The sequence below is a fragment of the Pseudoalteromonas sp. Bsw20308 genome (genome assembly GCF_000310105.2).
Classification (GTDB): Bacteria; Pseudomonadota; Gammaproteobacteria; order Enterobacterales; family Alteromonadaceae; genus Pseudoalteromonas; species Pseudoalteromonas fuliginea.
Map to the genome: position 1 here is coordinate 646,611 of NZ_CP013139.1, position 26,151 is coordinate 672,761.

Here is a 26,151-nt window from a genome sequence, read left to right on the forward strand (position 1 = left end):
AGCACGTAGCCTCGCTAAACTTGTTTTAAATTAACTAATACATTTATTCAAGAGGTTTCCACATGAGTCATTTTATAGCACAGCCAAAACAAGGCGTTCCATTTGTTAGCGTTCAGGCAATGGCTAAGCTTATAAATAGCTTAGGGGTCGAAAACGTTTTGCTAGATCTAACACATAAATTAGAAACCGACTTTGCCCGTTGGACGGAGTTTGATAAGTCACCTCGCTATGCAGCACACTCACCAGAGGGTGTAATAGAGCTAATGCCAGTGAGTGATGGCCAAATGTTCAGCTGTAAATATGTAAATGGTCACCCAAAAAACACCTTTAGAGAACTTCAAACAGTCGCTGCATTTGGTATTTTAGCCGATGTAGATAGTGGCTATCCGGTTATGATAAGCGAAATGTGTTTACTAACAGCACTACGTACAGCCGCAACTTCTGCAATGGTAGCTAAATATTTAGCACCTAAAAACTCAACAACCCTTACTTTAATAGGCAATGGCGCTCAATCAGAGTTTCAGGCACTCGCTTTTAAAGCGGTACTAGGTATTACGCATATTCGTTTATACGATATAGATAAAAGCGCCTCTAAAAAAGCATTTGCTAATTTAAGTGCATGCGGATTAAACGTGGCTATTTGTAATAGTGTACAAGAGGCAGTAAAAGGGGCTGATATTATCACTACCTGTACTGCTGATAAAACTAACGCTACTATTTTAACAAACGACATGATCCCACAAGGTGTGCACATTAATGCCATAGGTGGTGATTGCCCAGGTAAAACAGAGTTAGATGCTAGATTGCTTGAGCGTGCTAATGTATTTGTTGAGTACGAGCCGCAAACTCGAATAGAGGGCGAAATTCAACAAATGAGTCCAAGCTTTACAGTAACTGAGTTTCATAACGTTATTAATAAGCAGTCGCTTGGGCGTACTAGCCAAGATGAATTAACCATTTTTGACGGCGTTGGCTTTGCGAGCGAAGACTTTACCGCACTGGTATTTATACGCGATGAGTTAATTAAAACGGGCGAGTTTGCTTTGCTTGATTTAATTACACAACAAGCGGACCCTCGTAATTTATTTTCAGTGCTTAGTGATCAACCATTAGTAAAAGAGCATGTGGCATGAGCGAAGTAAACCAAGCCCCCAGAGCTGTAGTGATGGTAAGACCGCATCACTTTACATCTAACCCACACACAATGCTCGATAACGCATTTCAAAGTGAATGTTTAGCACAAAATCAAAGTGAACAAGCATTTAAAGAAGTGACTAATGCCGTACAAATATTAAAAAATGAAGGGGTAACAGTTCACCTTTTTGAAGATGAGCAAACACACACTCCCGATTCAGTTTTTCCTAACAATTGGTTTTCAACTCATCAAAGTGGCCAATTAATAATCTATCCAATGTTTGTAGAAAACAGAAGGTTAGAATATCGAAAAGATATTATTGATTTTTTAACGGATCACTATAAAGTGTCTTCAGTGACTGATTATTCATTTTTATCGAAAGAAAATTCATTTCTTGAAGGCACTGGTTCACTGGTTATCGATCATCAAAATAAACTCGCTTACGCGGTAGAATCAAAAAGAACTACCAAGTCGGTGGTTAATACAATATGTGAGCAATTAAAACTATCACCCATAGTGTTTAACGCATATGACGAGCAAGGAACTGCGGTTTATCACACTAATGTTTTAATGTGTATTGCTACAAAATTTGTAATGATCAGTTTAAATATGGTGCCAATTAATCAACGTGCACAGTTAGCTAAACATTTTTTAAAAAGCCATCATCAAGTGATCGATTTAACGCTTGAGCAAATTAATAACTTTTGTGGCAATGCTATTGAGCTACAAGGTAAAAATGGTCGTATTTTAGCCTTATCGCAAACTGCGTTTAATGCACTTACACCGGCACAAATAACAGTTATACAAAAAACGGCTAAGCTTGTGCCATTACCAATACCTACTATTGAGTCGGCTGGTGGCTCAGTTAGGTGCATGATTGCAGGAGTTCATTTGCAAAATAAATAATGTATAGTTTTAAGGCAGCTTAGCTGCCTTATTTGCATTAAATTTTTAGTCGATGTCGTAAGCAAATGCCGTTATACCCAAAAAAGGGTATTAATATAAAAAATATAAGAAGGAATTAGCAATGTTCGATACCGTCGTCAAAAGCGTAAACAACCTTTTATGGGGAGAAGGGCAAGTACTTATTTATATACTCTTGTTTACGGGGGTATGGTTTTCAGTACGACTAAAAGCAATTCAAATACTTAAATTTAAACATATGTTTAGTCTTTTAAAAGGCAGTAGCAAATGTAAAAAAGACGATATTTCATCATTTCAAGCGTTGTGTACAGGGCTTTGCGCACGGGTAGGTACCGGTAATTTAGCTGGTGTAGCGGTTGCAATTTCACTTGGTGGCAGCGGCGCTATATTTTGGATGTGGGTAATAGCCATATTGGGCATGGCTACAGGCTTTGCCGAAAGCGTACTTGGGCAAGTATATAAAGTACGCGATAGTGGTGGCGAGTTTAGAGGCGGGCCTGCGTATTATATTCAACAAGGTTTGGGTAGCCGAGCGTTTGCAATTGTGTTTGCCGCATGTTTATTTTTAGGTTACGGCTTCACGTTTAGTGCAATGCAAACTAACACAATTACCGACGCACTTAATTACGCGTTTGAAGTTCCTACATTTTATTCAGGCCTAGTTATTACAGTACTAGCAGGCTCAATTATACTCGGTGGCTTTAAAGCAATTGCCCGATTTGCAGAGCGTGTTGTGCCAATAATGGGCATTGTGTTTGTACTTGCTGCGGTAATTATTACGATTATAAATTTCACGCAAGTACCTGCCATGCTTAAAGATATATTTTTATCAGCGTTTGGTTTACAAGAAGCCGGAGCGGGTGCAATGGGCGCTGCCATTAAAAACGGTATTCAACGTGGTTTATATTCTAATGAGGCCGGTGCAGGTAGTGTGCCGCATGCTTCAGCAAGTGCCAGCCCAATTCCTAATCACCCAGTAACGCAAGGTTACATACAAATGCTAGGCGTATTTTTCGATACAATAGTACTGTGTAGCTGTACCGCGGTGATCATTTTATTAGCCGATATAGACATAAGCGGTGAAATGGAAGGCATTCGTTTAACACAAAGCGCGATGACCGCTCATTTAGCACAAGGTGGTGTTTATTTTGTCGCAGCTGCTATTACCTTATTTGCTTTTACATCGGTAGTGGCAAACTACGCCTATGCAGAGAGCAACTTGCACTTATTTAAACTCGACAACAAAGTAGGGCGCGGTATTTACACTTTGCTTTATTTATCAATGATGTTGTGGGGCGCGTCGGCCACATTAAAAGAAGTCTGGGATTTAGCCGATATTGCCTTAGGGTTAATGACAGTGGTTAACGTTATCGCTATTATACTGTTAACGCCGACTATTTTGTCTGTTACGAGCGATTACCACGCACAAAGAGACAAAGGTTTAGAGCCCGAATTTAAAGTAAAAGATGTAAAAGTACAGGGTAAATGCGAAGATGGCATTTGGGATTAACTCACGTACTTTAAGCACACTTAACTATAAAAAGCGGTTTTATGGCAACATAAATCCGCTTTTTACTTTGCATAAATATTCACTTTCAGTATTGTAAAAATAACTGAAGCAACCAAAATAAAAGGCATTATTTTTTAGATGATCGAGATTCACGCAGGGAAAACAGCGGCTAAAATTATTAACGAACAGGGCTTTAAACCTGAACTTTTCACCTCTTTTTTAGGTGCAAGTGGCGGTCCTAAATGGTTTACATTATTTGGCTTAGATAAATATATTTTTGGTGAATTTTTTAAAAACCGCACCCAACCACTTAATTTAATTGGCTCATCTGCCGGCGCTTTTCGATCTGCATGTTTTGCACAAAGCGATCCCGTTGCTGCCATTGAGCGATTAGCAAAATCGTATTCGCAAACCCGATATTCAAGTAATAAACCAACACCAAATGAAATAACAATAAAAGCGCGCGCATTACTTGAAGATGTTTTTGGCGATAACGGCGTAACCGAAATTATAAATAACCCAATATTTAAAGCGCACTTTATAGTAGCAAAATCGAATGGCTTTATTGCCAGCGAAAATAAACTTATACAACTACTGGGCTTGTCAAAAAGTTACATGCTTAACCGCGTTAACCGAAAATTATTAGGCTCACAGTATGAGCGTTTTATATTTGGCCCAGCAACAAGTGACTTATCAATTACCGATACCTACAATTTTAAAACGCAAAATATAGCGCTTACTCAAAATAATTTAAAAGACGCGTTACTTGCATCGGGTTCAATACCACTTGTTATGCAAGGCATAAAAAATATTGCAGGCTCGCCGCAAGGAATATATCGCGACGGCGGAATTATCGATTACCACTTTGATTTAAAAATTAATAACCCAGGACTTATTTTATATCCGCATTTTAATTCAGAGCCAAAAGCAGGGTGGTTCGATAAAAATTTAAAACGTAAAGTATCACCACTTAATTACGATAACGTGGTAATGATTACTCCATCAAAAGAATTTATAGCAAGCTTACCGTACGGAAAAATTCCAGACAGAAATGATTTTACCGATCTTGATGCAGATACACGCATTAAATATTGGAATACTGTTTTTAGTGAAACAGAAAAGTTGGCTGAAGCGTTAGATAAAAATTTAGAAAATAAATTATTTAGTACCATAGATATAATGGGATAGGATTATTTATTTAGTTACTTGTTATAAATAAGAAATTAAAAAGGAGATTTTATGAAACTATACAAATATTTATCTGCTGATGCTGCTACGGCATTCTTAACAGAGCCTACACTTAGGCTAAGTCAGAACAATAGTCAGAATGATCCTTTTGAAGTTTTACCAACAGGAATAGATATAAATAAAATAAAAGATGTCAGCCAAGAGACTATAAAAATTTGTGGGAGAGAATTTAATTCGCACAGAGATATAAATCCATATTTAGATTTATATGGTTATGTGTCTTTAAGCAAAAATAAAGAAAGTATGCCAATGTGGGGTAACTATGCAACTAACAGTAAAGGTATATTAGTTGAATTTGAAGTTGATGAAGAAGATCCATTTTCTATTTTTGATATAGATAAAACTAATGATATTGAAGCCTACCTGAGTGACAATGTTATTTATAATAGAGAGCGAAGCTATAGCAAAAATATCACTACTTTATCAGATGATGAGGTTAATAATTTTTCGAAACATTATTTCTTTAGTAAACATGAATCTTGGAAGCACGAGGAAGAGTATAGATTTGCACTACCATTTACGAACTGCAATAAAGTCATAACACTTGGTAATTCAGACGAAACCAAAAATAAACTGAGCTCACTGGGTTATAAAGGTGATTTAAGAGAAAAAATTAATGATCTATCTAATGTGTTTTTTCTAGCAGGCTTTTGTGAAAATGACCTTTCAAGATGGAATTCAGTTTGGAGAAATTATGAAGCTTATCAAGTGATGTTCTTAATTAAAGTTAATCCAAGTAAAATATCTAAAATTTACTTAGGAGTAAATTCAGATGTAAAGAAAATGAAAGAAGCAATAATAGAGGGGACTAAGTTAGCATCTGGAAATAGAGGAAGGTTTTATAATAGCTATGAGAATTTTAGAAATGTCTATAAATGTAAACTTGACAGCAATTTATTTGAATTGAAATATGAAAAACTTACGTAGAATACTTCAGCATAGAAAGATAGAACACAGCCTATAAATTACGGTATGTAGTTAATAATAAAAGGGCGAAAAGCCCTTTTCTATTAATGGCTTATATTCACAGTCTCCTGTGACAGTTTGGCTTGGTTGATGCCTTTTTAATAAATAAATAGAATGATTTTAGGATATGTGAGTTATTAAAGTTCTTCACAATATTTATCCATGCTTTCTTTAGTTAAACGGATCTGATTTTTAAAAAACTCTTTAGTCCAAAAGTCACATAACTCAGTGTTTTTTCTTTTTTCATTAACTATTTCTATTTGTTTAGATAGTAATTTTAATAAAGGTATTTTATTAATTTTATTATCAGAGATAGAATATGTTGAAACTTTTATATCTATGAAAAATGATTTATAAATAATCATGAGAGATAAACCAGATAAGACAATGCAAAAATATAATTTTATAAAATTCATATTATTAAATCTCATCTTCAAACCATAAATACCCTAAAAATTTAGCTGATTCATTATGGATATCATTAAAAAGACTCAATGCTTCTATATTAATTTTATTTAACCTGTCATCTAAAGAAGCCGCTTGCCACTGCTGATAACCTTCATGTTGATGCATACAAATTGCAATTGCTTTATGACTCAGAAAATTTCTCTCATTCTTAAAACTGTTCAATCTGCTAATTAATTCTCTGTTATCACTGAATTTTTTGAAATGTTTTATTAGCCCCTCAAGTGAAGAATTGTCAAAATCCGAGCCTGACATCCCAAAAAATATTCGCTCACCTAATCGTTTTTTTATAAGAGCGACTGCATTCGTTAGGTAAAGTTTTAATTCAAATTCAACCATTTGACAACCAGAAAGTGCTGTAGATACTTTCAAAAAGAACTCATCTTGTTCCATTTTTAACTCCCTGTTCTTTCGGATATTTCACCAATGATATTAAGCAATTTATCTTGTAAATCAGATAAATATATATCTTGCGTTTTATGATTTTTCTTAAGAGTTTTATACATAGACTCTGATTTTCTCGCAGACCATTTGTACCTTTGAACTAGTTGAACATCAGAAGGATTAACCTTTCCCCAAGGTGTACTCATTGTATGATCATCTACGGAGATTTTACAGTCTGCCCATGCACCTGTCGCAGGTAAATAACCACGGTAAATAATAGCTGTTAACTTTTCAACAGGTAAACTTGCTTTACCTGCTTTAACATACCGTCTTACTTGCCTTTCACTAACACCTAATTCTTGAGCTCCTTTAGCGTAGTCGTAGCCGAATAGAGATAAGAACTGCCTATGAAATTCTGATTTAAACATTGTGATTTTTACTCCTTTTTAAAAAAATCACGATGCAAAATCGGCATAGGTGTTAATTTTCGCTCCCCCCCTATTAGTATACGGGGGGAGGGGTGTTTTTCTTGGCATCTTCATTACTCTAAATTCCGTATGGTTTATCAGTGGGCGCAAGCGCGGCCTTGTGTGACTAAATAGAACGGTAGCGCTTCGCTTATTTGCGGCCAAGTTAGTCAGGAGGAATATTATCATAAGTGTTTGGCCTACATGGCTACGCCATAAGTGATAGGTTCGTTAGTTAAGGTTTTGGCTAGTACGTAATAATTGACAAATTATTACGTACCTTTTTAGAAAGTACGTAATAAGTTACGTACCTAAACAGCTTTTTTCATCCGGCCAGTTTTAACACTTCGTGCCATAAAAGGTATATGGTCTGGGTTATCGATTAAAAACTCCATCATTTGTTTTATTTCAACTTCTGAGTTGTCAGGTATCCAAAGGGTTACTTTCTTTAACCCTTTGTCTTTTTGCTTTTGTTCGTACTTTTGATTTCTAGTCATAGTGTCACCAGTGACATATTGTTAATTTAGGTTGAAAGTTAAACAAGCCGCTACGCTCAGGCTTCGCTTGGCGGCTTGTTTTTAATTTATAAAGATGAAAATAACGTAATTTCATTATCAGATTGTTCTTGTTCTGGCTGTACATAGGGGTTTGGGCTACACAGGGCACGATAGACAAATGAGCTGTTTTTTATAAGTACATTGCATGAACTGAAATACTGAATACTAAAACCCATGCTGGCTAGTTCATAAGAATTGATACTAAAATTGCCGTATTTTTCTGTGATGAATTCAAAAATAAACTCTCTATGCATACGGTCTGGGCGTTTAACTTCTTGAATACCAGTAACAAAAATATCAGTAGCGCCATAAGGTAGGTTTAGAAAAACAGGGCTAGCATCAGAAATCTGAATATCAGCATTAGGGCCAGTAACAACAGAACCTTTTTTAACACCTTCCACAATTTCTGCATTGGGCTTTTCATCATTTTTAGTAACGGTTTCACTACTGGTAAAATACCATAGCCAATAAGATACGCACAAAATGACAGCAACAAGCGGAAAGGCAAAAATAGGAGTGTAAATGAAATTTTTACCTTGTCCTTTTGTAATACCTCCGGTTGCTGTTGATTTGTAGCACTTGTGTACTTCGACTGGGATTTTTTTCCAAGTAATTGTGTTTGCTTTGGTCGGGGTTTTTCCGTCAAGCTTTGGGTTGTGGTCAAAGATTCGCGGTCTTCTGTTGTAATAAGGGATTCCCGCGAGGCCATCGAAATATTTGTGTGAATATGCGTACTGGCTAACGTTTCTAATGTATTTGTGAACACTGGTAATGTCGGGGGTGCAGACGATAATGTCCCAGTTGTATTTGCGGTGTCGCATGTAACACTCTTTAAGTGTTTTGGGGTAAATAATGTGGCCATGTTCGTTAAATAACTCCTTTCCTAAATCGTCAGTATCACCACTAGTTAAATTTTCAGGTTTAAACTTTTCTAGTTGCTCATAATGATATTTATACCAATGCTCGGGTATCAAATCTTTGTAATTATCTACATGTTTGTAGTTGCAAGATTCGGGTTTAAAAGTAGATTCAGTTGGGTAAACGTCTTGCACTTCATCAATTAAAACCAATGCACCTGTAGGCATCCAATGATACCAATTGCGCCAAAGTGATTGTCCTTCCTCATTCTGTGAAGACAAACGCCAAAGCTGAGCGCTCTCAGGGAAAGTTTCTTGTAGCTCTGTTTCGATTTCATCTAAAGGTAAAATACCTTCGATATTGGTAACAACTAAACGGCCTTTTCTTAGTGCTGGTAACACTTCAAACCACGTAGCGCTAGCAGATTTAAAAGAACCAGGTGCACCATGAAAAATTGAGCTAGCCATTACAAGAACCTCATAACATAACGAGCTATAAAAGCTTGAACGATAATGTTTAAACCATCGAATAAACGCAAATCTACTAAAGCGGCTTTTACGTCTTGTGGTAAACCACTTGCAGCGCTTGCGATTTTTGAACCAACTTGAAAACTCTCGATAACACTTTTTGAAATAGACCAAGCAAGTTTCATAGCTTCAATTTGTGCTGTGATTTTAAATAAAACGACCTTTTCAATTATGTAAGCTAAAGCGCGTTTAAAAAAATTAGGGACATCATTATCAAAGAAGTCCCAAAAATCAGACATGAAGTTACCCGCAGAAGTTACAACACCTTGAGCACCTGTAAGTGTTGTGGCTGTTGCGTTGGCCATTAAGAAAAATGGTAAACAAATCAAAATTAAGAATATAGTTTTTTTTATCATTCTTTGTTACTACCTAATATTATAAAAAGAGCTGCAATTGAAGCTATTAAAATAATGGCTGGGGCTATCATCTGATAAAAATTAGAAAATCTACCAACACCCAAATCGACTTCAACGCCTTTAATTATTTCCTTATGTTCAGTATAAGAACCTGAGATATTAGGGTCTAAATCTAAAATTGATTCGGATTCAGATTGAATTGTTTCAATATATTCTGTTAATTCAGTTTTTTTATCTTCTATTTCAGTTTTAACTAATAACAAATCTGCATCACTGAACAAGTCATTCAAACCGCCTTTTTTACGACCAGCAGTAATAGTGAAATCTTCTTTTTCTGTGTTTTCTTTGATTTCATCTAATAAATCAATGCCTTCTTTTTGACCTTCTTTAATGCCATCAAGAATATCAACACCTTCTTTTGTTCCTTCTTTAATGCCATCTAAAAAATCAGTGCTCTCTTTTATCCTATCCCTTATTACGGTTGCTGAATCATCAATATTTAAAGTATTTGCTTTAACAGAAGAAAGTAATTCATTAGAATTTTGTATCTCTAAAGCTACTCTATCCAAGCGCTCTGTATTGGATTCAATCCCAATATTCATATTGTCGTTAATAACATTTAAATTATCATTTACTTGATTGACGGCATCTAAAATATCAGTTTTATCTGAATCATCAGCTTCTTTGGGTTCTTCAGGCTCATCTGGTGCAGGTGTTGGGGTTGGGTCATCAGGGTTATCAGGTTTGTCTGGGTCATCGGGTTCATCTGGTTCTTCCGGTTCTTCTGGCTCTGGGTCAGGAACACATTCAGCGGGTTCAGTAGAACCATAAGAAATAGGAATATAATAACCCCCATTAGAATCCGTTTTTATTTCACATTGACGTCCGTTAGGAGCAGGAAAACAAACAGAACCACTACCACCTGTACCAAAAACAAAGGGGTCATTGTCGGTGGGTTCTGGGCAGTCGGGGTCTTTCTCTGGCTCTTCTGAATCAAGAGATTTAGCACACATGAAAGTAGGCCCTTCTGTTGGCACTGGGCTTAAGGGAACATTAATATCATAATCTGGCTCATGGTCTGGCGGGCATGAATAAACAATATCATTTACTAAATTACCATAAGTAATAGAGGAGTATGTACTAGAGGGAGTACAACCATAAGGTGGATAGGCCTGTTTAATACAAAATTTTGTTATACGTACTGGTCTAGAGCCTGATTGAGGTTTATATCCACATTCAAGAGAATAATTTTTTCTGTCTGAAGTGTCTGGTGGTACATCTGCATTATCAATGTAAGTTAAACATGCTGCTAGAAAGGCGTCGTCCTCTTTATCAGAGCAGCCCTCATATCCAAAAGCAGTAACACAAAAGTTTAACTCTTGCTTTGGCGAAATTAAGTGGCTTAAATCAGGTTCAAAAGCAGAAACGGAAAAAGCGCTTAATAGCGCCAATAAAAATATTAGTAATCGCATGTAAGCGCCTTAAAAAAAGGGCGGTTTTACCCGCCGTTATTAACTGGCTCTTACGCCACTTGAGAATCCTTCGACGAAGCACCACACAAGAAATGAAGCAAGACCAATTGAGGTAACCATCTACTTGTTTAGCTTTGATACAATCATGCCAATAGCAAAACCGATTGCAGCAACAGTAATTACACCTGCAATAACAGCTGTATAGTTTGTTGTGCCATCTGATACAGCGGTACCAATTTCTGCAGAATAATCAGCTGCGAAAGACGAACCAGAGGCAACGATTGAACTGAGTAATAAACCAGCTTTTGCGCGTTTTGAAACTAATATATTTTTAACGTTTTCCATTTGGGTATTCCTTATAAGTTATGTTTTGCCCATTACTCGAACAACGCGCCCGATACAATGTGCAGTTATAAAAGCGACTAATGCCGCCGTATTTATTAGGCCGAAATCGGCCAAGCTAAAAGCGAACAATTCATTAAGAACGTTCACTAATCCGTGTTGCTGTAGCTCTAAGAACTCAGCTTGTGTAACCATCACAAAATCACAAACGCCAGTAACGGCTTTTAATGTTTGGTCGGGTTGGATGGCTACACATTGAGACATTATTTTGTATCCTCGTTGTATTGTTCAATTGCGGCGTGTTGGCCGTCTGTGAATTGGTTTGTGTTTGTGTATTGTTCGACTCGTTCAAGAAGTAAATAACCAAAAATCATAATCAAATTAGAAAAAAACATGACACCGCTATTTTCAAAATCATTCGTAAGAAGAAAGGCTAAACCAAAAATATTAAAAGCTAAAAAAATAAGTATCATGATACTAGCTCCGTGTTGCTGTAGCTCTAAGAACTCAGCTTGTGTAACCATCACAAAATCACAAACGCCAGTAAAGGCTTTTAATGTTTGGTCGGATTGGATGGCGACACATTGAGACATTTTCTATTTCACCAATGAGACATCAGAAACAATGTTACGAGACATGTTTTCTGGGTCAGGCTGTAAAACTAAATCAACTTCACAGATACCATTATCAGAGGTTATTTTTTTAAACTTGTTGTACAGTTCTTGGCTATCAAGCATCGAAACACTTTTAGGCTCATAACCACACTTTTGAATATTATGGTCGCCTTGAATAAAATCTTTCTCTGGTACTAAGTACGAAACAGACGAAAAAGCGTAATGCTTTGGTGCACCCGACTTACTCGAAACGCCTTTACCAGTTGCGGCAGATAATAAAATTACTTTCATGTTGTTAACTCCATTTGGTTGGGTGGTGTAATACAGGCCTTGTTAATAGAGTCGGGTATATCCCAAGGATTTAGGCCTTTGGTTAATCGGTTGATTATTTCTATATCTGATAATTCTTTGATATGACGTAAAAAGTTTAAGTATTTACCGTAAGACTGAACACAATAACGCTCTAAACGCTCAGCAATTAAAGCGCCGTTGTTTTGTCTTTGTCTGCTTGTAGTTCTGATTTCAAGACGTTCAACAGCAATAAAAGCAAAAGCAGGATAGGCAGCAGCAAAAACGGCATCGGTATTGAGTAGTGCATCCAAGGAGATAACACGGTCAATACTGCGCAACTCAAGCTCAGCACGAACCCAATTAGGTTGAGATTCACTTTCCATTTGCTTTCCTTTTTCATACATACGTGCCATTTTTCCATTTTTACGACTCCCTACGTAAAGCGTATTGCCACCATTGGCGACACAGTCATATCGTTTTTGCCAGCCGTGTTTTTTCTTAAACTCAGCTTGCTGTAAATCTGTTAACTTTTTGAGTTCACCCGTTTGTATAAACGAGAAAGAGGGCGCTTGATTGGTTTTACAGAAACCGCCTTCTTCTAAATTTTGGAAGTAATCAAGTACGGTTCTATTGCCTTCATAATCATCATAAGCAATGTCTAAGCGCGTGATTTTTACATTAGGCATTTTTTTTAGCATTGCGTGCAATTTTGGAATATCTAAACCAGCACAACCAGTACCAGAAAATGAAATCATTACGCCGCCATTATTAGCGCCCCAAGCAATTACACCTGAATTAATATCATGGCGATAAAGCGTTGCTGATTTTTCGTAAGTGAACATACCGCCGGAATTATCGCGGTATGACCAGCTAAGTGTGTCACTGGTTAAGCGGTCGGCAGCAGTGGCAACTTCTGTATTTAATAGGTGCATGAATTTGGAAATATCACCCTCAATCAATGATGTAAGTGCTTTATAACGCTTTGTTTTTCTTACAACATTTTTAAGAAAATGCTTGCGTTCATCTTCTGGTATTTCTTTGATTGAGTTGTATTGACGGTACTTTGAAGAGCCTGCAAGGTTACTATCAAACAGTTCGTTGTAGTAATAATCAGAGTTAAAAATCACAGTTTCACTTACATCAACTTCTAAATCGTCAGTTGCAATGTTGTTTTTTAGGTCAAAATTTGATTGATTTGCATCAGCTGTGAAGTCATCAGTTGCAGTGTTTTCGAACATTTCAGCACATAACATGGCGTTATATGCTTCTTTATAGGATGAAAAATCACCATTTCCGAATGCTAATTTAGCATCAAAACGACAGCGAGCAACTTCATTTGGAGAGAAAACGACCGTTAAATAATCGATTTTAGTGAGTTGTTGAGCTGGATTTTTAGCGTTCTGGGTCATAATCGAACACCCCAGAATCGAAAAGTTCTTGCCAATTATTATCGTCTACATCAATAATTTCGAAGCTTTCGCCGTTACAGTAATCAATGCAAAATGCCATTGCTTCCGAACGTGAAGAATACATAAGCGGGTGTTCAATTTTATTGAAACCTAATGCGTATTCTTCTATGCCTTGAATGTATTGAAGATAGAATTTCAATTCGTAAATCCCTGTATAATGACAAAGTGTCAACGTTGACTCTTTTCTGGAGTCTAGCGGTCACTATTGACACTTGTCAACTTTTTTAATTATCAAGATTGACAGTTATAATAGAAGTTAATAGGAGAACAATATGAACTTTAGCTACGAACTTATTGAAAAATATAAAATTTCTCAAGGTTACAGCCAAGACAAACAAGTAATTGCCGATTTTGAAGAATTTAATTCTGGTAACATGAGTAAAATAAAACAGGGCAAAAGACATTTAACAGCGAACCAATGTATAAAAATGGCTAACGCAGTTGGAATAGATCAAAAAGAAGCACTTTTAAATCTTGCTATAGAGAAATCTAAAAGTAAGGAAGAAGGTAAAATCTGGTCTGATATTGTAAAAAAGATTAGTGCAGCATGTGTAGCGCTAACACTAGTTGCAGGTTTAGCAAATGACCCAACAGGGGACGCATTTGCGTAATAGCGATAGCCCATAAATTACGTTATGTTAAATTGATTGTGTTTTAATAAAGCGAGCGTGATTATACAAAACAGCTCGCTTTTAGGAGAGTAATTTGGTGGTTAATTAAGCTCTGAATCAACCCAAAACTTAGTTCCCTTTAATACAGCTTGTAGTGCAAGGCCATTTTCGGTTACAGAATATACAGTCACTTGATCTGCAATCGCTTCGGCAACCAGTGCACCGCCTTTATCTTCATATTTAGCTGCCGCATCAGCGTTTCCGCCAAATGCCCAACCATGTTCAATAAATCTATTTAGTGCAGCTTGATTATGAAAAACCATTACAACGTTAAAATCTTTTACACCTAAACCAAGCCCTAAACCGGCTTCACCCATATTCATGTAAGTCGATTTACCAGTAAGGTTATTTTTAACTACGCCGTAACCGCCACCAAAACTGGCTAAAACAACATTTACGTTCGCGTTATCAAAAACAGCGTAACCAGCCGAATTAGCAATTTGTTTTTTAACGTCAGGTTTTTCAGCGTATAATTTATCTAATGTATTTGTTTTCATACTTTGTACAAGTGAACGTTTTTCGCTTGGTGATGCACTACCTGTAGTAGCACACCCAGTTAACGAAACAGTTAAAGCAAGTACGCTTAGTATAATTAGTTTTTTCATGATTTTTTCCTTAATAAGATATAGCAACCAACAACCATAGAATAATCACGGCATTAAAATAATTAGAGCTTTACTATGTCCAATACTAGACAGTATCGGACTTTAACGTTATTCTGTAAGCCTATTATTTAATTGAATATTTATACATTATGCTTGTTGCTTTGGTTGATACGTTAAAACAATTAAGATATCAAATTGCCCATCTAGATGACGGTACTCTCAATTCAGAATACCCAGAACTTGCATCCTTTATACAGGAAGTTGGCTTGACTGTAACTGAATCAAAAGCCGATCTGACATTCTTATATCAGTTTTTATATGTTTATGGCAGAAAATCAGAAGCTACTTATAGCCGTTTTCGAAATGAACTTGAACGCTTTTATTTATGGTCGTGGTTAATAGCAGAAAAATCAGTATTCGATTTAAAACGTGAAGATATTGAAGCTTACGTTGATTTTATGGTTGAACCTGATAAAGAATGGGCTGCAACTTCAGTGCAATGGCGTTATAAAGATGAGCAAGGAATTCGTAGATTAAATCAAAATTGGCGCCCTTTTATGCTAAAAGAATCAACTGCCAGCCAACAAACTTTATCGGCCATGTTTACTGCCTTAAATGTATTTTATAAGTTTGCCCTACTCGAAGAAAAAACATTCGCGAACTTTGTCCCTGTTGTTAAAAAAAATAGCCCGTATTTAGTTGTTCAATCACAAATTCAAATTCCTGATACATTAAGTGATATTCAATGGGAATACGTTTTTGGTGTAACGCGTGATTTATGCGAACATAACCCTGATTTAGAGCGAAACTTATTTACGCTTGCCTGCTTAAAAGGTCTTTATTTACGAATTTCAGAATTATCTGAGCGCCCACAATGGTCGCCGGTAATGTCTCATTTTTGGCAAGATAATGATGGATTTTGGTTTTTACGTATAATGGGTAAAGGTAATAAATTACGAGATGTAACCTTAAGTGATGATTTTGTTGAATATTTAAAACGATACAGATTATATCGAGGGCTACCTGCCCTTCCTCGGGTTGATGAATCTGAGCCGTTAGTTCATAAAATTCGCGGTCAAGGTGGCATGACCGTAAGGCAAATTAGGCGTTTAGTTCAACAAAGTTTTGATTATGCTCAGCAATCATTACTTGATGATGGTTTTAAAGATGATGCTGAACAACTTGGCGCTGCAACTGCACATTGGCTTCGTCATACTGGTGCCACACATGATGCGCAAACTAGACCGCTTAAACATTTATCAGAAGATTTAGGTCATTCTAAAATTGCGACTACCGATCAAATTTATATTCAAACAAATATTAAAGAGCGAGCAAAATCAGGACTTAAAAGGAAAATTTAATGGAGTATTTAGTAATAGCATTTATAGGCGGACTATTTTTAATTTATTCTTTAACACTTCGCCAGTTAGAAAAAACAGAAGTAACAGGTCCAATGTTTTTTGTTGTCGGCGGAATATGTTTAGCTTTTATGCTACCCAACGAAGGACATAAAATAAAAGAAGGCGTTGATCTTTTATTACCATTTATAGAGCTTACGCTAAGTATATTTTTATTTTCAGATGCAGCTAAATCAAAGCTAAGTGTTTTAAGGCATAGTTTTCAGTATCCTAGTTTACTATTGTTTGTTGCCCTACCCTTAACATTATTACTTGGTATTGCTGTTGCTTTATTTTTCTTTGCTGAGCTTTCACTTATTCAAGCGGCGTTGCTCGCAATTATTTTAACACCTACCGATGCAGCATTAAGTAAAGGGTTACTAGCAAGTACACAAGTGCCTGAAAAAATACGTGAAGGGATAAATACTGAAAGTGGTTTGAACGATGGATTATGCGTGCCCATATTTTTAATATTTATATTACTCGCTAAAAATCCGGATTCAGCTATTACCGCCACACAAACATTAAGCGTGTTTGGACGAGAACTTGGCTTGGCTTTATTAATAGCTATTACAAGTATCGCTGTTTTTATACCGAGTTTAAACTTTGCAATGAAACGTCATTACTTTGCACAAAATACCAGTCCATTTTTATTACTTGGTTTTGCTATGGCTGTGTTTTCTGTCACTCAGTATTTTCATGGCAGTGGATTTATTGCGGTGTTTATTGCAGGTTTACTATTTGATAAATTTTCGACTGAAGAAGTTAGAACAGAATTAATTGAAGACTCAGAGCACATCGCAGATTTTACATCGCTAATGATTTGGTGCTTGTTTGGGTTTGTTTGTGCTTACTTAGTTATTCCAAAATTAAATACTGAAATTATAATTTACGCTTTATTAAGTACAACATTAATTAGAATAATTCCTGTTATGTTGTCTCTGCAGTTTACGGCATTGAATATTAAAGAGCGTTTTACATTTGCGTGGTTTGGACCAAGAGGTTTAGCATCAATTGTTTTTACATTGATGGTGATTGATACGCAAATAGAAAACAAATATCAAATTGCGACAATAGCAATGACGACTATTTTGTTTAGTGTATTTATTCACGGTATAAGTACAAAGCCAATTGCAGACAGTTTCTCTAAAAAATCTAAATAGCTTTTATAAAAATTAGTGAATTTTTTGCCGAGGTATCAAGGCGTTTTTCCAACCTCAAAAACGATCATTTAATTAAGCGAATGGGTATTAATAAAAAAGGCGTAACTTATTTTTAAGTTACGCCTTTTTTAACTTTTATTAGCTAAGTACCTGTGCGAGTAATTCAATTGGGTGTTTTGGTTTAAATTTCTCAAAACGTTTAACTTGGCTACGACAAGAAAAGCCCGTAGATAAAAGTTGCTCTGGTTTATTTTTATCTACAATTGGTTTCCAACTCATTTCGTAAAGCGCACGTGAGTTATCTTGATTTTGTGCTTCGTGGCCATAAGTTCCCGCCATCCCACAACAACCTGTATTTGTTGTTTTTAATGTTAAACCAATATCATTGAAAATTGTTTGCCATACATTTGCTGCTTTTGGCAGCGCAGTTGTTTCAGTACAATGACTCAGTAATGTAAATTCGGTATCTGTATTTTGTTTTGCGCTTAGTGATTTAAACGATTGTGTTTCTAACCACTCATGTGCAAGTTGCACATTAAATTCACCACGGTTATTTTCTAAAATTGTATTATATTCATCGCGGTAACACATAACGAGTGAAGCATCTAAACCGACTAGCGGTGCATTAATATCCTTTAATTTATTTAAAAACTCAGCTGCATTTTTAGCTGTAACTTTAAATTCATGCAAAAAACCTTTTACGTGTTGCGGTTTACCATTTGGTTTAAAAGGTAATAGCATTGGTTTTTTGCCAAGTTGGGTTATTAAAGTAATAAAACTTTCTACTAGTTCTGCTTCGTAAAAGCTCGTAAATGGGTCTTGTACTATTAATACATATTCACTTTGTTGCTCTGCATTTAATTTATTTAATAAATCAAAATCAAATTTTTGTGTTTTAGTAACACGCTTTGAAAGTGCAGGAATACTTAACTGTGGTGTATCAACATAGCCAACTGTTTTTTTAATAACATTGCTTACTAATGATGTTTTAACAATTGGGTTTATAACTTTTGCAAACTTTGCCATTAATGGCGCGCTGTTTTCTATGTTACCAACAAGGTAATCTTTTAGCGGACGTGCATAATAACTATGATAATAATTTAAAAAGCGCGAACGAAAAGTAGGAACATCTACTTTAATTGGGCAAGCAGTTGTACATGCTTTACATGCTAAACATTCATCCATTGACGCTTTTACTTCGTGAGAAAAATCGTAAATACCTTTTCGTTTTTCACGGCTGTGAACAAAACGTTCCCACCAGGTAATGACTTCACCTTTGTTAAGCTGCTTTTCTACTTCGAGTAAATCTACATTTTTTGACTCTTGTAATCGAAGCCATTCGCGCATTAAACTTGCGCGACCTTTTGGTGAATTACGACGATCGCCAGTTACTTTATACGATGGACACATAGGTGAATTTTCATCGTAATTAAAGCATATGCCATTACCATTACAGGTCATTGCATTGTTAAAACTGGTTTTAACTTCTATTGATATTTGCTTATCGAAGTGTGATCTCTTTTGTCCATCAACACTAACTAGTGAGTCTTCACTATCGATAGGAGTGCATATTTTACCGGGGTTAATACGGTTGTTAGGATCGAAAGCTGTTTTTATTTTACGAAGTTGCGTATATAAATGCTCACCAAAAAATTCAGGACTATATTCACTTCGGTAACCTTTACCGTGTTCGCCCCACATTAAACCGCCGTACTTAGCGGTTAGTTTTACTACCTGATCTGAAATAGTTCTAAGTAGTTTTTCTTGTTCTGGGTCGCACATATCAAGTGCTGGGCGTACGTGTAAAACGCCCGCATCAACATGGCCAAACATACCATATTGTAAATTATGGCTGTCGAGTAATGCTCTAAATTCGACAATATAATCTGCTAAATTTTCAGGGGGTACAGCGGTGTCTTCTGCAAAGGCGAGTGGTTTTTGACTGCCTTTTACATTACCTAATAAACCCACTGATTTTTTACGCATTGCGTAAATTTTTAGTATATCGCTTTTATCACTGGTTAACTGATAACCAATAACGCCATTAGTTTGATTTGCTACGCATTCATCTAGAAGCTTACAAAGTGTGTCTACTTTGTCTTTTATATCATCGTTTGATACTGCATTAAACTCGACCATGTTAAGGCCTTGCATATCTTTATTTGGTACGTCGGTTATTAAGTCCGATACTAAATTCCAAATGATGTCTTCACGCGCTAAGTTTAAAACTTTGCTATCAACGGTTTCTACCGATGTTGCGCGTGCATCAACTAAAAACGGTGAATGACGAAGTGCAGAATCAAAACTATCGTATTTGATATTTATAAGGGTTTTAAATTCGGCAATAGGCGTTAGGTTTAATTTAGCTTCAGTTACTATACCTAATGAGCCTTCTGAACCCGTTATTAAGCGGCTCATGTCAAAAGTAAGTAAGTCATCACTTAGCACATGCTCTAGGTCGTAGCCGGTTAAAAACCTATTTAACCGTGGAAACTTAGCTAAAATAGCTGCGCGTTCATTAACTGAAATATCTAAAACTGTTTTATATAAACTACCAATTAGAGAGTCTTGCTCGGCTATAATTTTTGCTTTGTCGATGTCTATTGGTGAGGTACACATAGGTGTACCATCGACTAAATAAGTTGTAAGCCCTAAAACATGATCGCTTGTTTTTCCGTAAACTAACGAACCTTGCCCAGAGGCGTCAGTACTTATCATGCCACCAATAGTTGCCCTGTTACTGGTAGATAAATCGGGCGAGAAGAAAAAACCATAAGGTTTTAAAAAGTCATTAAGTTGATCTTTTATTACGCCGGTTTGAACGCGTACCCAGCCTTCTTCTACATTTATTTCGAGGATTTCGCGCATATAGCGAGACAAATCTACAACAATGCCTGGTGTTAAAGATTGACCGTTAGTACCTGTTCCGCCACCACGAGGGCCAAAAGTTAAAGATAAAAATGGGTCGCGAGATGCAGTTTGCAGTGCGAGTTGAATATCTTTTTCATTTTTTGGAAAAATAACACCTTGGGGTATTTCCTGATACACACTGTTATCGGTTGAAGCAGTAATACGCGTTGCATAACTTGCATCGGTATCTCCACTAAAACCTTGGCTTGCAATGGTACTTAGGTAATTTGCGACAAGTTCTGTCGCGGCATCTTGCTGTGTAATTGTTGCTATCATGACGGCGATATTTTAGGGCATTTGACTAATTATATCATGGTGATGGCGAATAGAAATTGAAGATTTTACAGTTTGTAACACTCTTTTAGTCGATTTTAATGCAGCTTAAATTATACTCAAGTTAACGAGTAATGAGGTGTGTTATATGAAAAAATTACTATTACAGATCAGTGGCGTGCTATTTATTTTGCTAGGGCTATTTTTTGCGGTCGTCCCTGGCCCATCGATTATATTTTTTATGGCGGGTTTATTGTGTTTTTCGTTTTACTACCCTAAAGCGCGACATTACTTATCACTTTGTCAAAAGGCGTTAACTAAATCATGTGCTTATTTAGATAAAAAATTAGCCCGTTAATTTAACTTTTAATTGGTTATAAAAAAATGCCAGCAATACATTGCTGGCATTTTTTATAGCTTACCTATTTATTACTTTGCTAATTTTTTAGCTAGGTATAACCATGTTTCTATTACTGTGTCTGGGTTTAGTGAAACAGAGTCAATGCCCTGCTCTACTAACCATGCTGCAAAGTCTTCGTGATCTGAAGGACCTTGACCACAAATACCTACGTACTTGCCTTTTTCTTTAGCTGTTTTAATTGCCATAGAAAGTAGTTTTTTAATTGCTGGGTTACGCTCATCAAATAAATGTGCGATTAAACCTGAATCACGATCAAGACCAAGCGTTAACTGTGTTAAATCGTTAGAGCCGATAGAAAAACCATCAAACATTTCTAAAAATTCATCAGCAAGTAATGCATTTGAAGGCAGCTCACACATCATGATTACTTTAAGACCATTTTCACCACGTTTAAGGCCATGCTCTTCTAGTAATTCAATTACGCGTTTACCTTCTTCAAGGGTACGTACGAATGGGATCATGATTTCAATGTTTGCCATATCCATGTCGTTTCTTACGCGTTTTATAGCTTCACATTCTAGTGCAAAACAATCGCGGAAGTCTTCAGAGATATAACGTGCGGCGCCTCGAAAACCAATCATTGGGTTTTCTTCTTCTGGCTCGTATTGCTGGCCACCAACTAGGTTTGCGTATTCGTTTGATTTAAAATCAGACATACGCACAATTACACGCTCCGGTGCAAAAGCACAACCAAGCGTTGAAATACCTTCAACCAGTTTTGTTATGTAAAACTCTACTGGTGATTCGTAACCGGCAATCATGTCAGTAATTTCTGCTTTTAATGCATCTGTTTGCGCATCAAAATTTAATAACGCTTTAGGGTGAACGCCAATCATACGGTTGATAATAAATTCAACTCGCGCAAGGCCAACACCTGCATGCGGTAAGCGTGCAAAGTCAAAGGCGCGATCGGGGTTACCCACGTTCATCATTACTTTCATTGGTAGTTCTGGCATTTTATCAACGCGTGACGTTAGTATTTCAAAATCTAAAATACCTTCGTAAATAAAGCCGGTATCGCCTTCGGCGCACGATACTGTTACTTCTTGGCCCGCTTTAATTAAATCAGTTGCATTACCACAACCAACAACTGCCGGAATACCAAGTTCGCGTGCAATGATTGCAGCGTGACACGTACGGCCACCACGATTTGTAACAATCGCTGCTGCACGTTTCATGATTGGTTCCCAATCAGGGTCGGTCATATCGGTAACTAAAATATCGCCTACTTGTACCTGATCCATTTCTTTGATTGAATCAAGAACACGTACAACACCGCTACCAATTTTGTGACCAATTGCACGGCCTTCAACAAGTACATTACTTGTGCCATTTAATTGAAAACGTTCCATTACGTTTGAGTCTTCGTTTGAGCGGACAGTTTCTGGACGTGCTTGAACTATATATAGTTTGCCGTCGTTTCCGTCTTTTGCCCATTCGATGTCCATAGGACGACCGTAATGTTTTTCAATGATTACAGCTTGTTTGGCAAGATCTTGCACTTCTTCATCTGTAATCGAAAATTTATTAGAAAGCTCAGGGTCAACATCTACGATGTCTACTTGCTTACCGTGTGCTTTGTCTTCTGAGTAAATCATTTGAATGGCTTTAGAGCCAATATTACGACGTACTACTGAAGGTTTGTTTTTAAGGAGTGTTGGTTTATGAACATAAAATTCATCAGGGTTAACCGCGCCCTGTACAACCATTTCACCTAAGCCATAGCTTGATGTAATAAATACAACGTCTTCAAAACCAGACTCTGTATCAATACTAAACATTACGCCAGATGCTGATTTATCTGAACGTACCATGCGCTGTATACCTGCTGATAACGCTACACCACGGTGATCGTAACCTTGGTGAACACGATATGAGATTGCGCGGTCGTTAAATAATGAAGCAAATACGTGTTTAATAGCGACCATGACTGAATCGATACCGACAACGTTAAGGAAAGTTTCTTGTTGGCCTGCGAATGATGCATCTGGCATATCTTCAGCGGTAGCTGATGAACGTACTGCAAATGAAACATCTGCTGCAGTATCGCCATGGAGTTGGCTATATGCGTCGCGAATGGCTTGATCTAGGTTTGGTTGGAATGGTGTGTCGATTATCCATTGGCGGATATCGGCACCGACTTTAGCGAGTGTATTTACATCATCAACATCAAGTGTATCTAGGATGTCATGAATTTTGGCGGTGAGTCCTGATTGATCTAGAAACTCATTAAAAGCATCTGCGGTAGTTGCAAAACCACCCGGTACTTGTACACCAGCGTTTGCGAGGTTTGAAATCATTTCGCCAAGTGAAGCGTTTTTACCGCCAACTCGAGGAACATCTTGCATACCAAGCTCTTGATACCAGAGAACGTATTCTTGCACGGATCTTTCTCCAAAAAAAACAAATTGTAGGTCTAACTGTGAGAGTTAAGAAAGAAAACCTTTTATAAAGGTCGTCATCATTCTACACTGGCAACAGTCCTCACGTAAACCGTGGGAAACCCATTTTAGGGATTTAAACGCAATAAAAAGGTTAATTATGAGAACTGCTTTTTATATATCAGATGGAACAGCAATTACTTCAGAGGTGTTTGGGCATGCGACTTTGTCGTTGTTTCCTATCGATTTTAATCATAAAACAATTCCATTTGTAGAAACTGAAGATAAAGCGCACGAAATTAAAGCTTTAATTAATGCAACCGCTGCAAAAACAGGTGAAAAGCCTTTCGTGTTTTTTACTTTTGTGAATCACAATTTAAGTGAAATTATAAAATCGGCTAATGCAGTTACGTATGATTTTTTAACTACGTATAGCGAAAAAATAGAAAAAGAGCTCAATGTAGCCCCTGTTCCAAAAATGCATCGTACGCATTCTATCCACGAAAAAAGTTATGATTTTAGAATTGATGCGGTTAACTATGCTCTTATGAATGATGATGGCGGAAATATTAAAAACTTTTCCGAGGCAGACATCATTTTAATTGGCGTTAGCAGAAGTGGTAAAACACCGACAAGCTTATACTTAGCACTGCAGTACGGCATTAAAGCGGCTAACTACCCTATTACAGAAGAAGATTTAGATAATGAAGGTTTGCCTAAATGTTTAGTCCCTTATAAACATAAGTTATTTGGACTAACGATTGACCCTGAGAGGCTTGCGGCTATAAGGCATCGTCGTATGGCTAACTCTAAGTATGCTTCAATTAAACAGTGCCGTATTGAGGTGCGCGAAGTGGAAATGTTGTATAAGCGTCACAAAATAGCTTTCTTTAATTCTACGCATCATTCTGTTGAAGAAATTTCTGCAAAAATACTGATAGAAACAGACTTGGAGCGACGTAAGTACTAACTTACTCATCAGATTTGAAATAAAAAAACCGCAATTAAGCGGTTTTTTTAGTATCAACAAATATTATTTACGTGCGTCTTTTAGTAAATCTGCGACTAAAAAGCCTAACTCTAATACTTGGTCGGCATTAAGGCGTGGATCACACTGAGTTTTGTAACGCTGTGCTAGGTCATCGTCAGATAAACCGTAAGCACCGCCTGTACACTCTGTTACGTGCTGACCTGTCATTTCTAGGTGAACACCACCTGCATATGAACCTTCTGATTTGTGTACAGCGAAGAACTGACTGATCTCACGCATGATATTATCGAAGTTACGCGTTTTGTAACCTGATGTCGCTTTTTCAGTATTGCCGTGCATTGGATCTGAGCTCCAAATTACTTTACGGCCTTCTTGTTGAACTCTTCTTACTAGCGCTGGGAGTTTTTCTGGCAGTACGTCTGCACCCATACGCGTAATTAGCGTTAAACGACCAGGAATGTTATCTGGGTTTAATGCATCAATTAAACGAATTAGGTCATCTGGGTCCATACCTGGGCCAACTTTAACACCAATTGGGTTTTTAATGCCTTTAAAAAATTCAATATGTGCATGGTCTAGTTGACGAGTACGTTCACCAATCCAAACAAAGTGAGCAGAACAATCGTACCAATCACCCGATAAATGGTCGCGACGAGTAAGCGCCTCTTCGTAACCAAGTAATAAAGCTTCGTGAGAAGTGTATAAATCGGTTTCTTTTAAGCTTGGCGCAATTGTAGAGTTAATTCCGCACACTTCCATAAACTCTAGTGCGTCTTGAATTTTATCTGCAAGTTGTTGGTATTTTTCTTTAAGTGGATTTGCAGCAACAAAGCCCATGTTCCAGCGGTTAACCTGGTGAAGATCGGCTAGGCCACCTTGTGCAAATGCACGTAATAAGTTTAACGTAGCGGCACTGTGATGATAAGCCGTCATTAAACGTTGTGGATCCGGTATACGTGCTTCTTCAGTAAACTCAATATTATTAATGATGTCGCCACGGTAAGATGGTAAAGACACGCCATTAATTGTTTCTAAGTTTGCTGAACGAGGTTTAGCGTATTGACCAGCCATACGCGCTATTTTAACTACAGGGCATTTACCGCCGTATGTTAATACAACTGCCATCTGTAAAATTGTTTTGAATGTATCGCGAATGTTAGCTGCATTAAAATCGCTAAACGACTCTGCACAGTCACCACCTTGAAGTAAAAATGCACGGCCTTCGCACACATCTTCAAGTTGTTTAAATAAGCTTCTTGTTTCTTCAGCAAAAACTAAAGGCGGAGCCGTCTTTAATTGGCCTTCTACTGATTTAAGTATTTCTTGATCTGGGTACTGTGGTTGCTGCAGTATTGGCAGCTCTCTCCAGCTATTTGGGTTCCACGATTGCATGTTCTTTCCTCATTCCTACATTACCTGATAAGAAGAAATTACCGTATGCAGGCCCCTATGTTCAAGGACTAAATTCACTATTTACCAATTATTTAGTTATGAGTTAAGTATAATAGTAATCTTATTTAATCCATGTGGTTATATAACATACACTTTAGTTTTATCTTTAATAAACTAAAGTGTTTAAATACAAGCAATTATAGAGCGCTAATTGCAATTTTAGCGCATTGAGAATAAATAGAGCATAAGGGTTTATTATATGTAACTTAATAAAGAACACATCATACTTAAATGGTAAGTAATGTAGCCTTAACTTTACAGTGAAATTTAATTAATAGTTAGCAACTACTATGTGCAGGCAT

At 36.8% G+C, this 26,151-nt stretch carries 27 protein-coding genes; 10 read left to right on the forward strand and 17 right to left on the reverse strand.

The features are described 5' to 3' along the window. The first annotated feature begins 62 nt into the window (after window positions 1-62). From D172_RS20070 to D172_RS20090, 5 genes are all read left to right on the forward strand, one after another. Window positions 63-1,133 carry an ornithine cyclodeaminase gene (locus D172_RS20070; protein ID WP_007377578.1) on the forward strand — a complete coding sequence of 357 codons (1,071 nt, stop codon included), beginning with the start codon at window positions 63-65 and terminating at the stop codon, window positions 1,131-1,133. Then, complete coding sequence (gene ctlX, locus D172_RS20075; RefSeq protein WP_007377577.1) at window positions 1,130-2,041, forward strand: citrulline utilization hydrolase CtlX; 912 nt, start codon at window positions 1,130-1,132, stop codon at window positions 2,039-2,041. Before D172_RS20070 ends, ctlX begins: the two co-directional genes overlap by 4 nt. 121 nt (window positions 2,042-2,162) lie before the next feature. Beyond that, window positions 2,163-3,569, forward strand: a complete 1,407-nt coding sequence (locus D172_RS20080; protein ID WP_007377576.1) for an alanine/glycine:cation symporter family protein — start codon at window positions 2,163-2,165, stop codon at window positions 3,567-3,569. A 138-nt stretch (window positions 3,570-3,707) separates the two neighbouring features. Further along, window positions 3,708-4,757: a patatin-like phospholipase family protein gene (locus D172_RS20085; protein WP_007377575.1), complete on the forward strand. Its 1,050-nt coding sequence runs from the start codon at window positions 3,708-3,710 to the stop codon at window positions 4,755-4,757. Window positions 4,758-4,808: 51 nt separating this feature from the next. Continuing rightward, window positions 4,809-5,744: a DUF2971 domain-containing protein gene (locus tag D172_RS20090; RefSeq protein ID WP_007377574.1), complete on the forward strand. Its 936-nt coding sequence runs from the start codon at window positions 4,809-4,811 to the stop codon at window positions 5,742-5,744. Between the two features lie 176 nt (window positions 5,745-5,920). Here the strand turns inward: D172_RS20090 and D172_RS20095 are convergent, their stop codons facing one another. The 13 genes from D172_RS20095 to D172_RS20155 all read right to left on the reverse strand — a co-directional run bounded on the left by D172_RS20095 (window position 5,921) and on the right by D172_RS20155 (window position 13,724). After that, window positions 5,921-6,214, reverse strand: coding sequence for a hypothetical protein (locus D172_RS20095; protein ID WP_033023742.1), 294 nt, complete (start codon window positions 6,212-6,214; stop codon window positions 5,921-5,923). Continuing rightward, window positions 6,204-6,641: a hypothetical protein gene (locus D172_RS20100; protein ID WP_033023741.1), complete on the reverse strand. Its 438-nt coding sequence runs from the start codon at window positions 6,639-6,641 to the stop codon at window positions 6,204-6,206. The genes D172_RS20095 and D172_RS20100 overlap by 11 nt, the downstream gene beginning before the upstream one ends. Before the next feature lie 2 nt (window positions 6,642-6,643). Then, window positions 6,644-7,060 (reverse strand): hypothetical protein, encoded by a 417-nt coding sequence (locus D172_RS20105; RefSeq protein WP_007377571.1) that lies wholly within the window; start codon window positions 7,058-7,060, stop codon window positions 6,644-6,646. A gap of 350 nt (window positions 7,061-7,410) precedes the next feature. Beyond that, window positions 7,411-7,596 carry a hypothetical protein gene (locus tag D172_RS20110; protein ID WP_007377570.1) on the reverse strand — a complete coding sequence of 62 codons (186 nt, stop codon included), beginning with the start codon at window positions 7,594-7,596 and terminating at the stop codon, window positions 7,411-7,413. A gap of 86 nt (window positions 7,597-7,682) precedes the next feature. Continuing rightward, the gene (locus D172_RS20115) at window positions 7,683-8,981 is read right to left on the reverse strand and encodes a zonular occludens toxin domain-containing protein (protein WP_007377569.1); all 1,299 of its coding nucleotides are present in this window, start codon (window positions 8,979-8,981) and stop codon (window positions 7,683-7,685) included. Beyond that, a complete protein-coding gene (locus D172_RS20120; protein ID WP_007377568.1) occupies window positions 8,981-9,397 on the reverse strand; it encodes a DUF2523 family protein in 417 nt (138 codons plus the stop codon). Before D172_RS20120 ends, D172_RS20115 begins: the two co-directional genes overlap by 1 nt. Further along, window positions 9,394-10,869 carry a hypothetical protein gene (locus D172_RS20125; protein ID WP_007377567.1) on the reverse strand — a complete coding sequence of 492 codons (1,476 nt, stop codon included), beginning with the start codon at window positions 10,867-10,869 and terminating at the stop codon, window positions 9,394-9,396. The genes D172_RS20120 and D172_RS20125 overlap by 4 nt, the downstream gene beginning before the upstream one ends. Window positions 10,870-10,989: 120 nt before the next feature. Beyond that, window positions 10,990-11,214 (reverse strand): hypothetical protein, encoded by a 225-nt coding sequence (locus tag D172_RS20130; RefSeq protein WP_007377566.1) that lies wholly within the window; start codon window positions 11,212-11,214, stop codon window positions 10,990-10,992. 18 nt (window positions 11,215-11,232) lie between these two features. Further along, window positions 11,233-11,475: a hypothetical protein gene (locus tag D172_RS20135; protein ID WP_007377565.1), complete on the reverse strand. Its 243-nt coding sequence runs from the start codon at window positions 11,473-11,475 to the stop codon at window positions 11,233-11,235. Continuing rightward, a complete protein-coding gene (locus tag D172_RS20140) occupies window positions 11,475-11,804 on the reverse strand; it encodes a hypothetical protein (protein ID WP_033023740.1) in 330 nt (109 codons plus the stop codon). Before D172_RS20140 ends, D172_RS20135 begins: the two co-directional genes overlap by 1 nt. 3 nt (window positions 11,805-11,807) lie before the next feature. Beyond that, window positions 11,808-12,116, reverse strand: coding sequence for a hypothetical protein (locus D172_RS20145; RefSeq protein WP_007377563.1), 309 nt, complete (start codon window positions 12,114-12,116; stop codon window positions 11,808-11,810). After that, complete coding sequence (locus D172_RS20150; RefSeq protein ID WP_007377562.1) at window positions 12,113-13,525, reverse strand: replication initiation factor domain-containing protein; 1,413 nt, start codon at window positions 13,523-13,525, stop codon at window positions 12,113-12,115. Before D172_RS20150 ends, D172_RS20145 begins: the two co-directional genes overlap by 4 nt. After that, complete coding sequence (locus D172_RS20155; protein ID WP_033023739.1) at window positions 13,509-13,724, reverse strand: hypothetical protein; 216 nt, start codon at window positions 13,722-13,724, stop codon at window positions 13,509-13,511. Before D172_RS20155 ends, D172_RS20150 begins: the two co-directional genes overlap by 17 nt. A gap of 133 nt (window positions 13,725-13,857) precedes the next feature. Between D172_RS20155 and D172_RS20160 the strand changes: the two genes are divergently transcribed. Further along, a complete protein-coding gene (locus D172_RS20160) occupies window positions 13,858-14,196 on the forward strand; it encodes a DUF3693 domain-containing protein (protein ID WP_007377561.1) in 339 nt (112 codons plus the stop codon). Between the two features lie 101 nt (window positions 14,197-14,297). On the opposite strand, the gene D172_RS20165 is transcribed toward D172_RS20160, so the two are convergent. Then, window positions 14,298-14,861, reverse strand: coding sequence for a YSC84-related protein (locus tag D172_RS20165; RefSeq protein ID WP_007377560.1), 564 nt, complete (start codon window positions 14,859-14,861; stop codon window positions 14,298-14,300). A 149-nt stretch (window positions 14,862-15,010) separates the two neighbouring features. On the opposite strand from D172_RS20165, the gene D172_RS20170 reads away from it, so the two are divergent. After that, window positions 15,011-16,222, forward strand: coding sequence for a tyrosine-type recombinase/integrase (locus D172_RS20170; protein ID WP_007377559.1), 1,212 nt, complete (start codon window positions 15,011-15,013; stop codon window positions 16,220-16,222). Beyond that, entirely contained in the window at window positions 16,222-17,421 is a 1,200-nt protein-coding gene (locus D172_RS20175) for a cation:proton antiporter (protein ID WP_007377558.1), read from the forward strand. The genes D172_RS20170 and D172_RS20175 overlap by 1 nt, the downstream gene beginning before the upstream one ends. Window positions 17,422-17,559: 138 nt before the next feature. Here D172_RS20175 and D172_RS20180 read toward each other — a convergent pair whose 3' ends face one another. Further along, window positions 17,560-20,607: a D-2-hydroxyglutarate dehydrogenase YdiJ gene (locus D172_RS20180; RefSeq protein ID WP_007379093.1), complete on the reverse strand. Its 3,048-nt coding sequence runs from the start codon at window positions 20,605-20,607 to the stop codon at window positions 17,560-17,562. 145 nt (window positions 20,608-20,752) lie between these two features. On the opposite strand from D172_RS20180, the gene D172_RS20185 reads away from it, so the two are divergent. Then, a complete protein-coding gene (locus tag D172_RS20185; protein WP_007379094.1) occupies window positions 20,753-20,962 on the forward strand; it encodes a PGPGW domain-containing protein in 210 nt (69 codons plus the stop codon). Between the two features lie 71 nt (window positions 20,963-21,033). On the opposite strand, the gene ppsA is transcribed toward D172_RS20185, so the two are convergent. Further along, window positions 21,034-23,409, reverse strand: coding sequence for a phosphoenolpyruvate synthase (ppsA, locus tag D172_RS20190; RefSeq protein ID WP_007378803.1), 2,376 nt, complete (start codon window positions 23,407-23,409; stop codon window positions 21,034-21,036). A gap of 157 nt (window positions 23,410-23,566) precedes the next feature. Between ppsA and ppsR the strand changes: the two genes are divergently transcribed. Beyond that, on the forward strand, window positions 23,567-24,376 hold the full coding sequence (ppsR, locus tag D172_RS20195) for a posphoenolpyruvate synthetase regulatory kinase/phosphorylase PpsR (protein WP_007378804.1): 810 nt from the start codon (window positions 23,567-23,569) through the stop codon (window positions 24,374-24,376). Window positions 24,377-24,439: 63 nt separating this feature from the next. Here ppsR and D172_RS20200 read toward each other — a convergent pair whose 3' ends face one another. Beyond that, window positions 24,440-25,789: a class II 3-deoxy-7-phosphoheptulonate synthase gene (locus tag D172_RS20200; protein ID WP_007378805.1), complete on the reverse strand. Its 1,350-nt coding sequence runs from the start codon at window positions 25,787-25,789 to the stop codon at window positions 24,440-24,442. Between the last annotated feature and the right edge of the window lie 362 nt (window positions 25,790-26,151).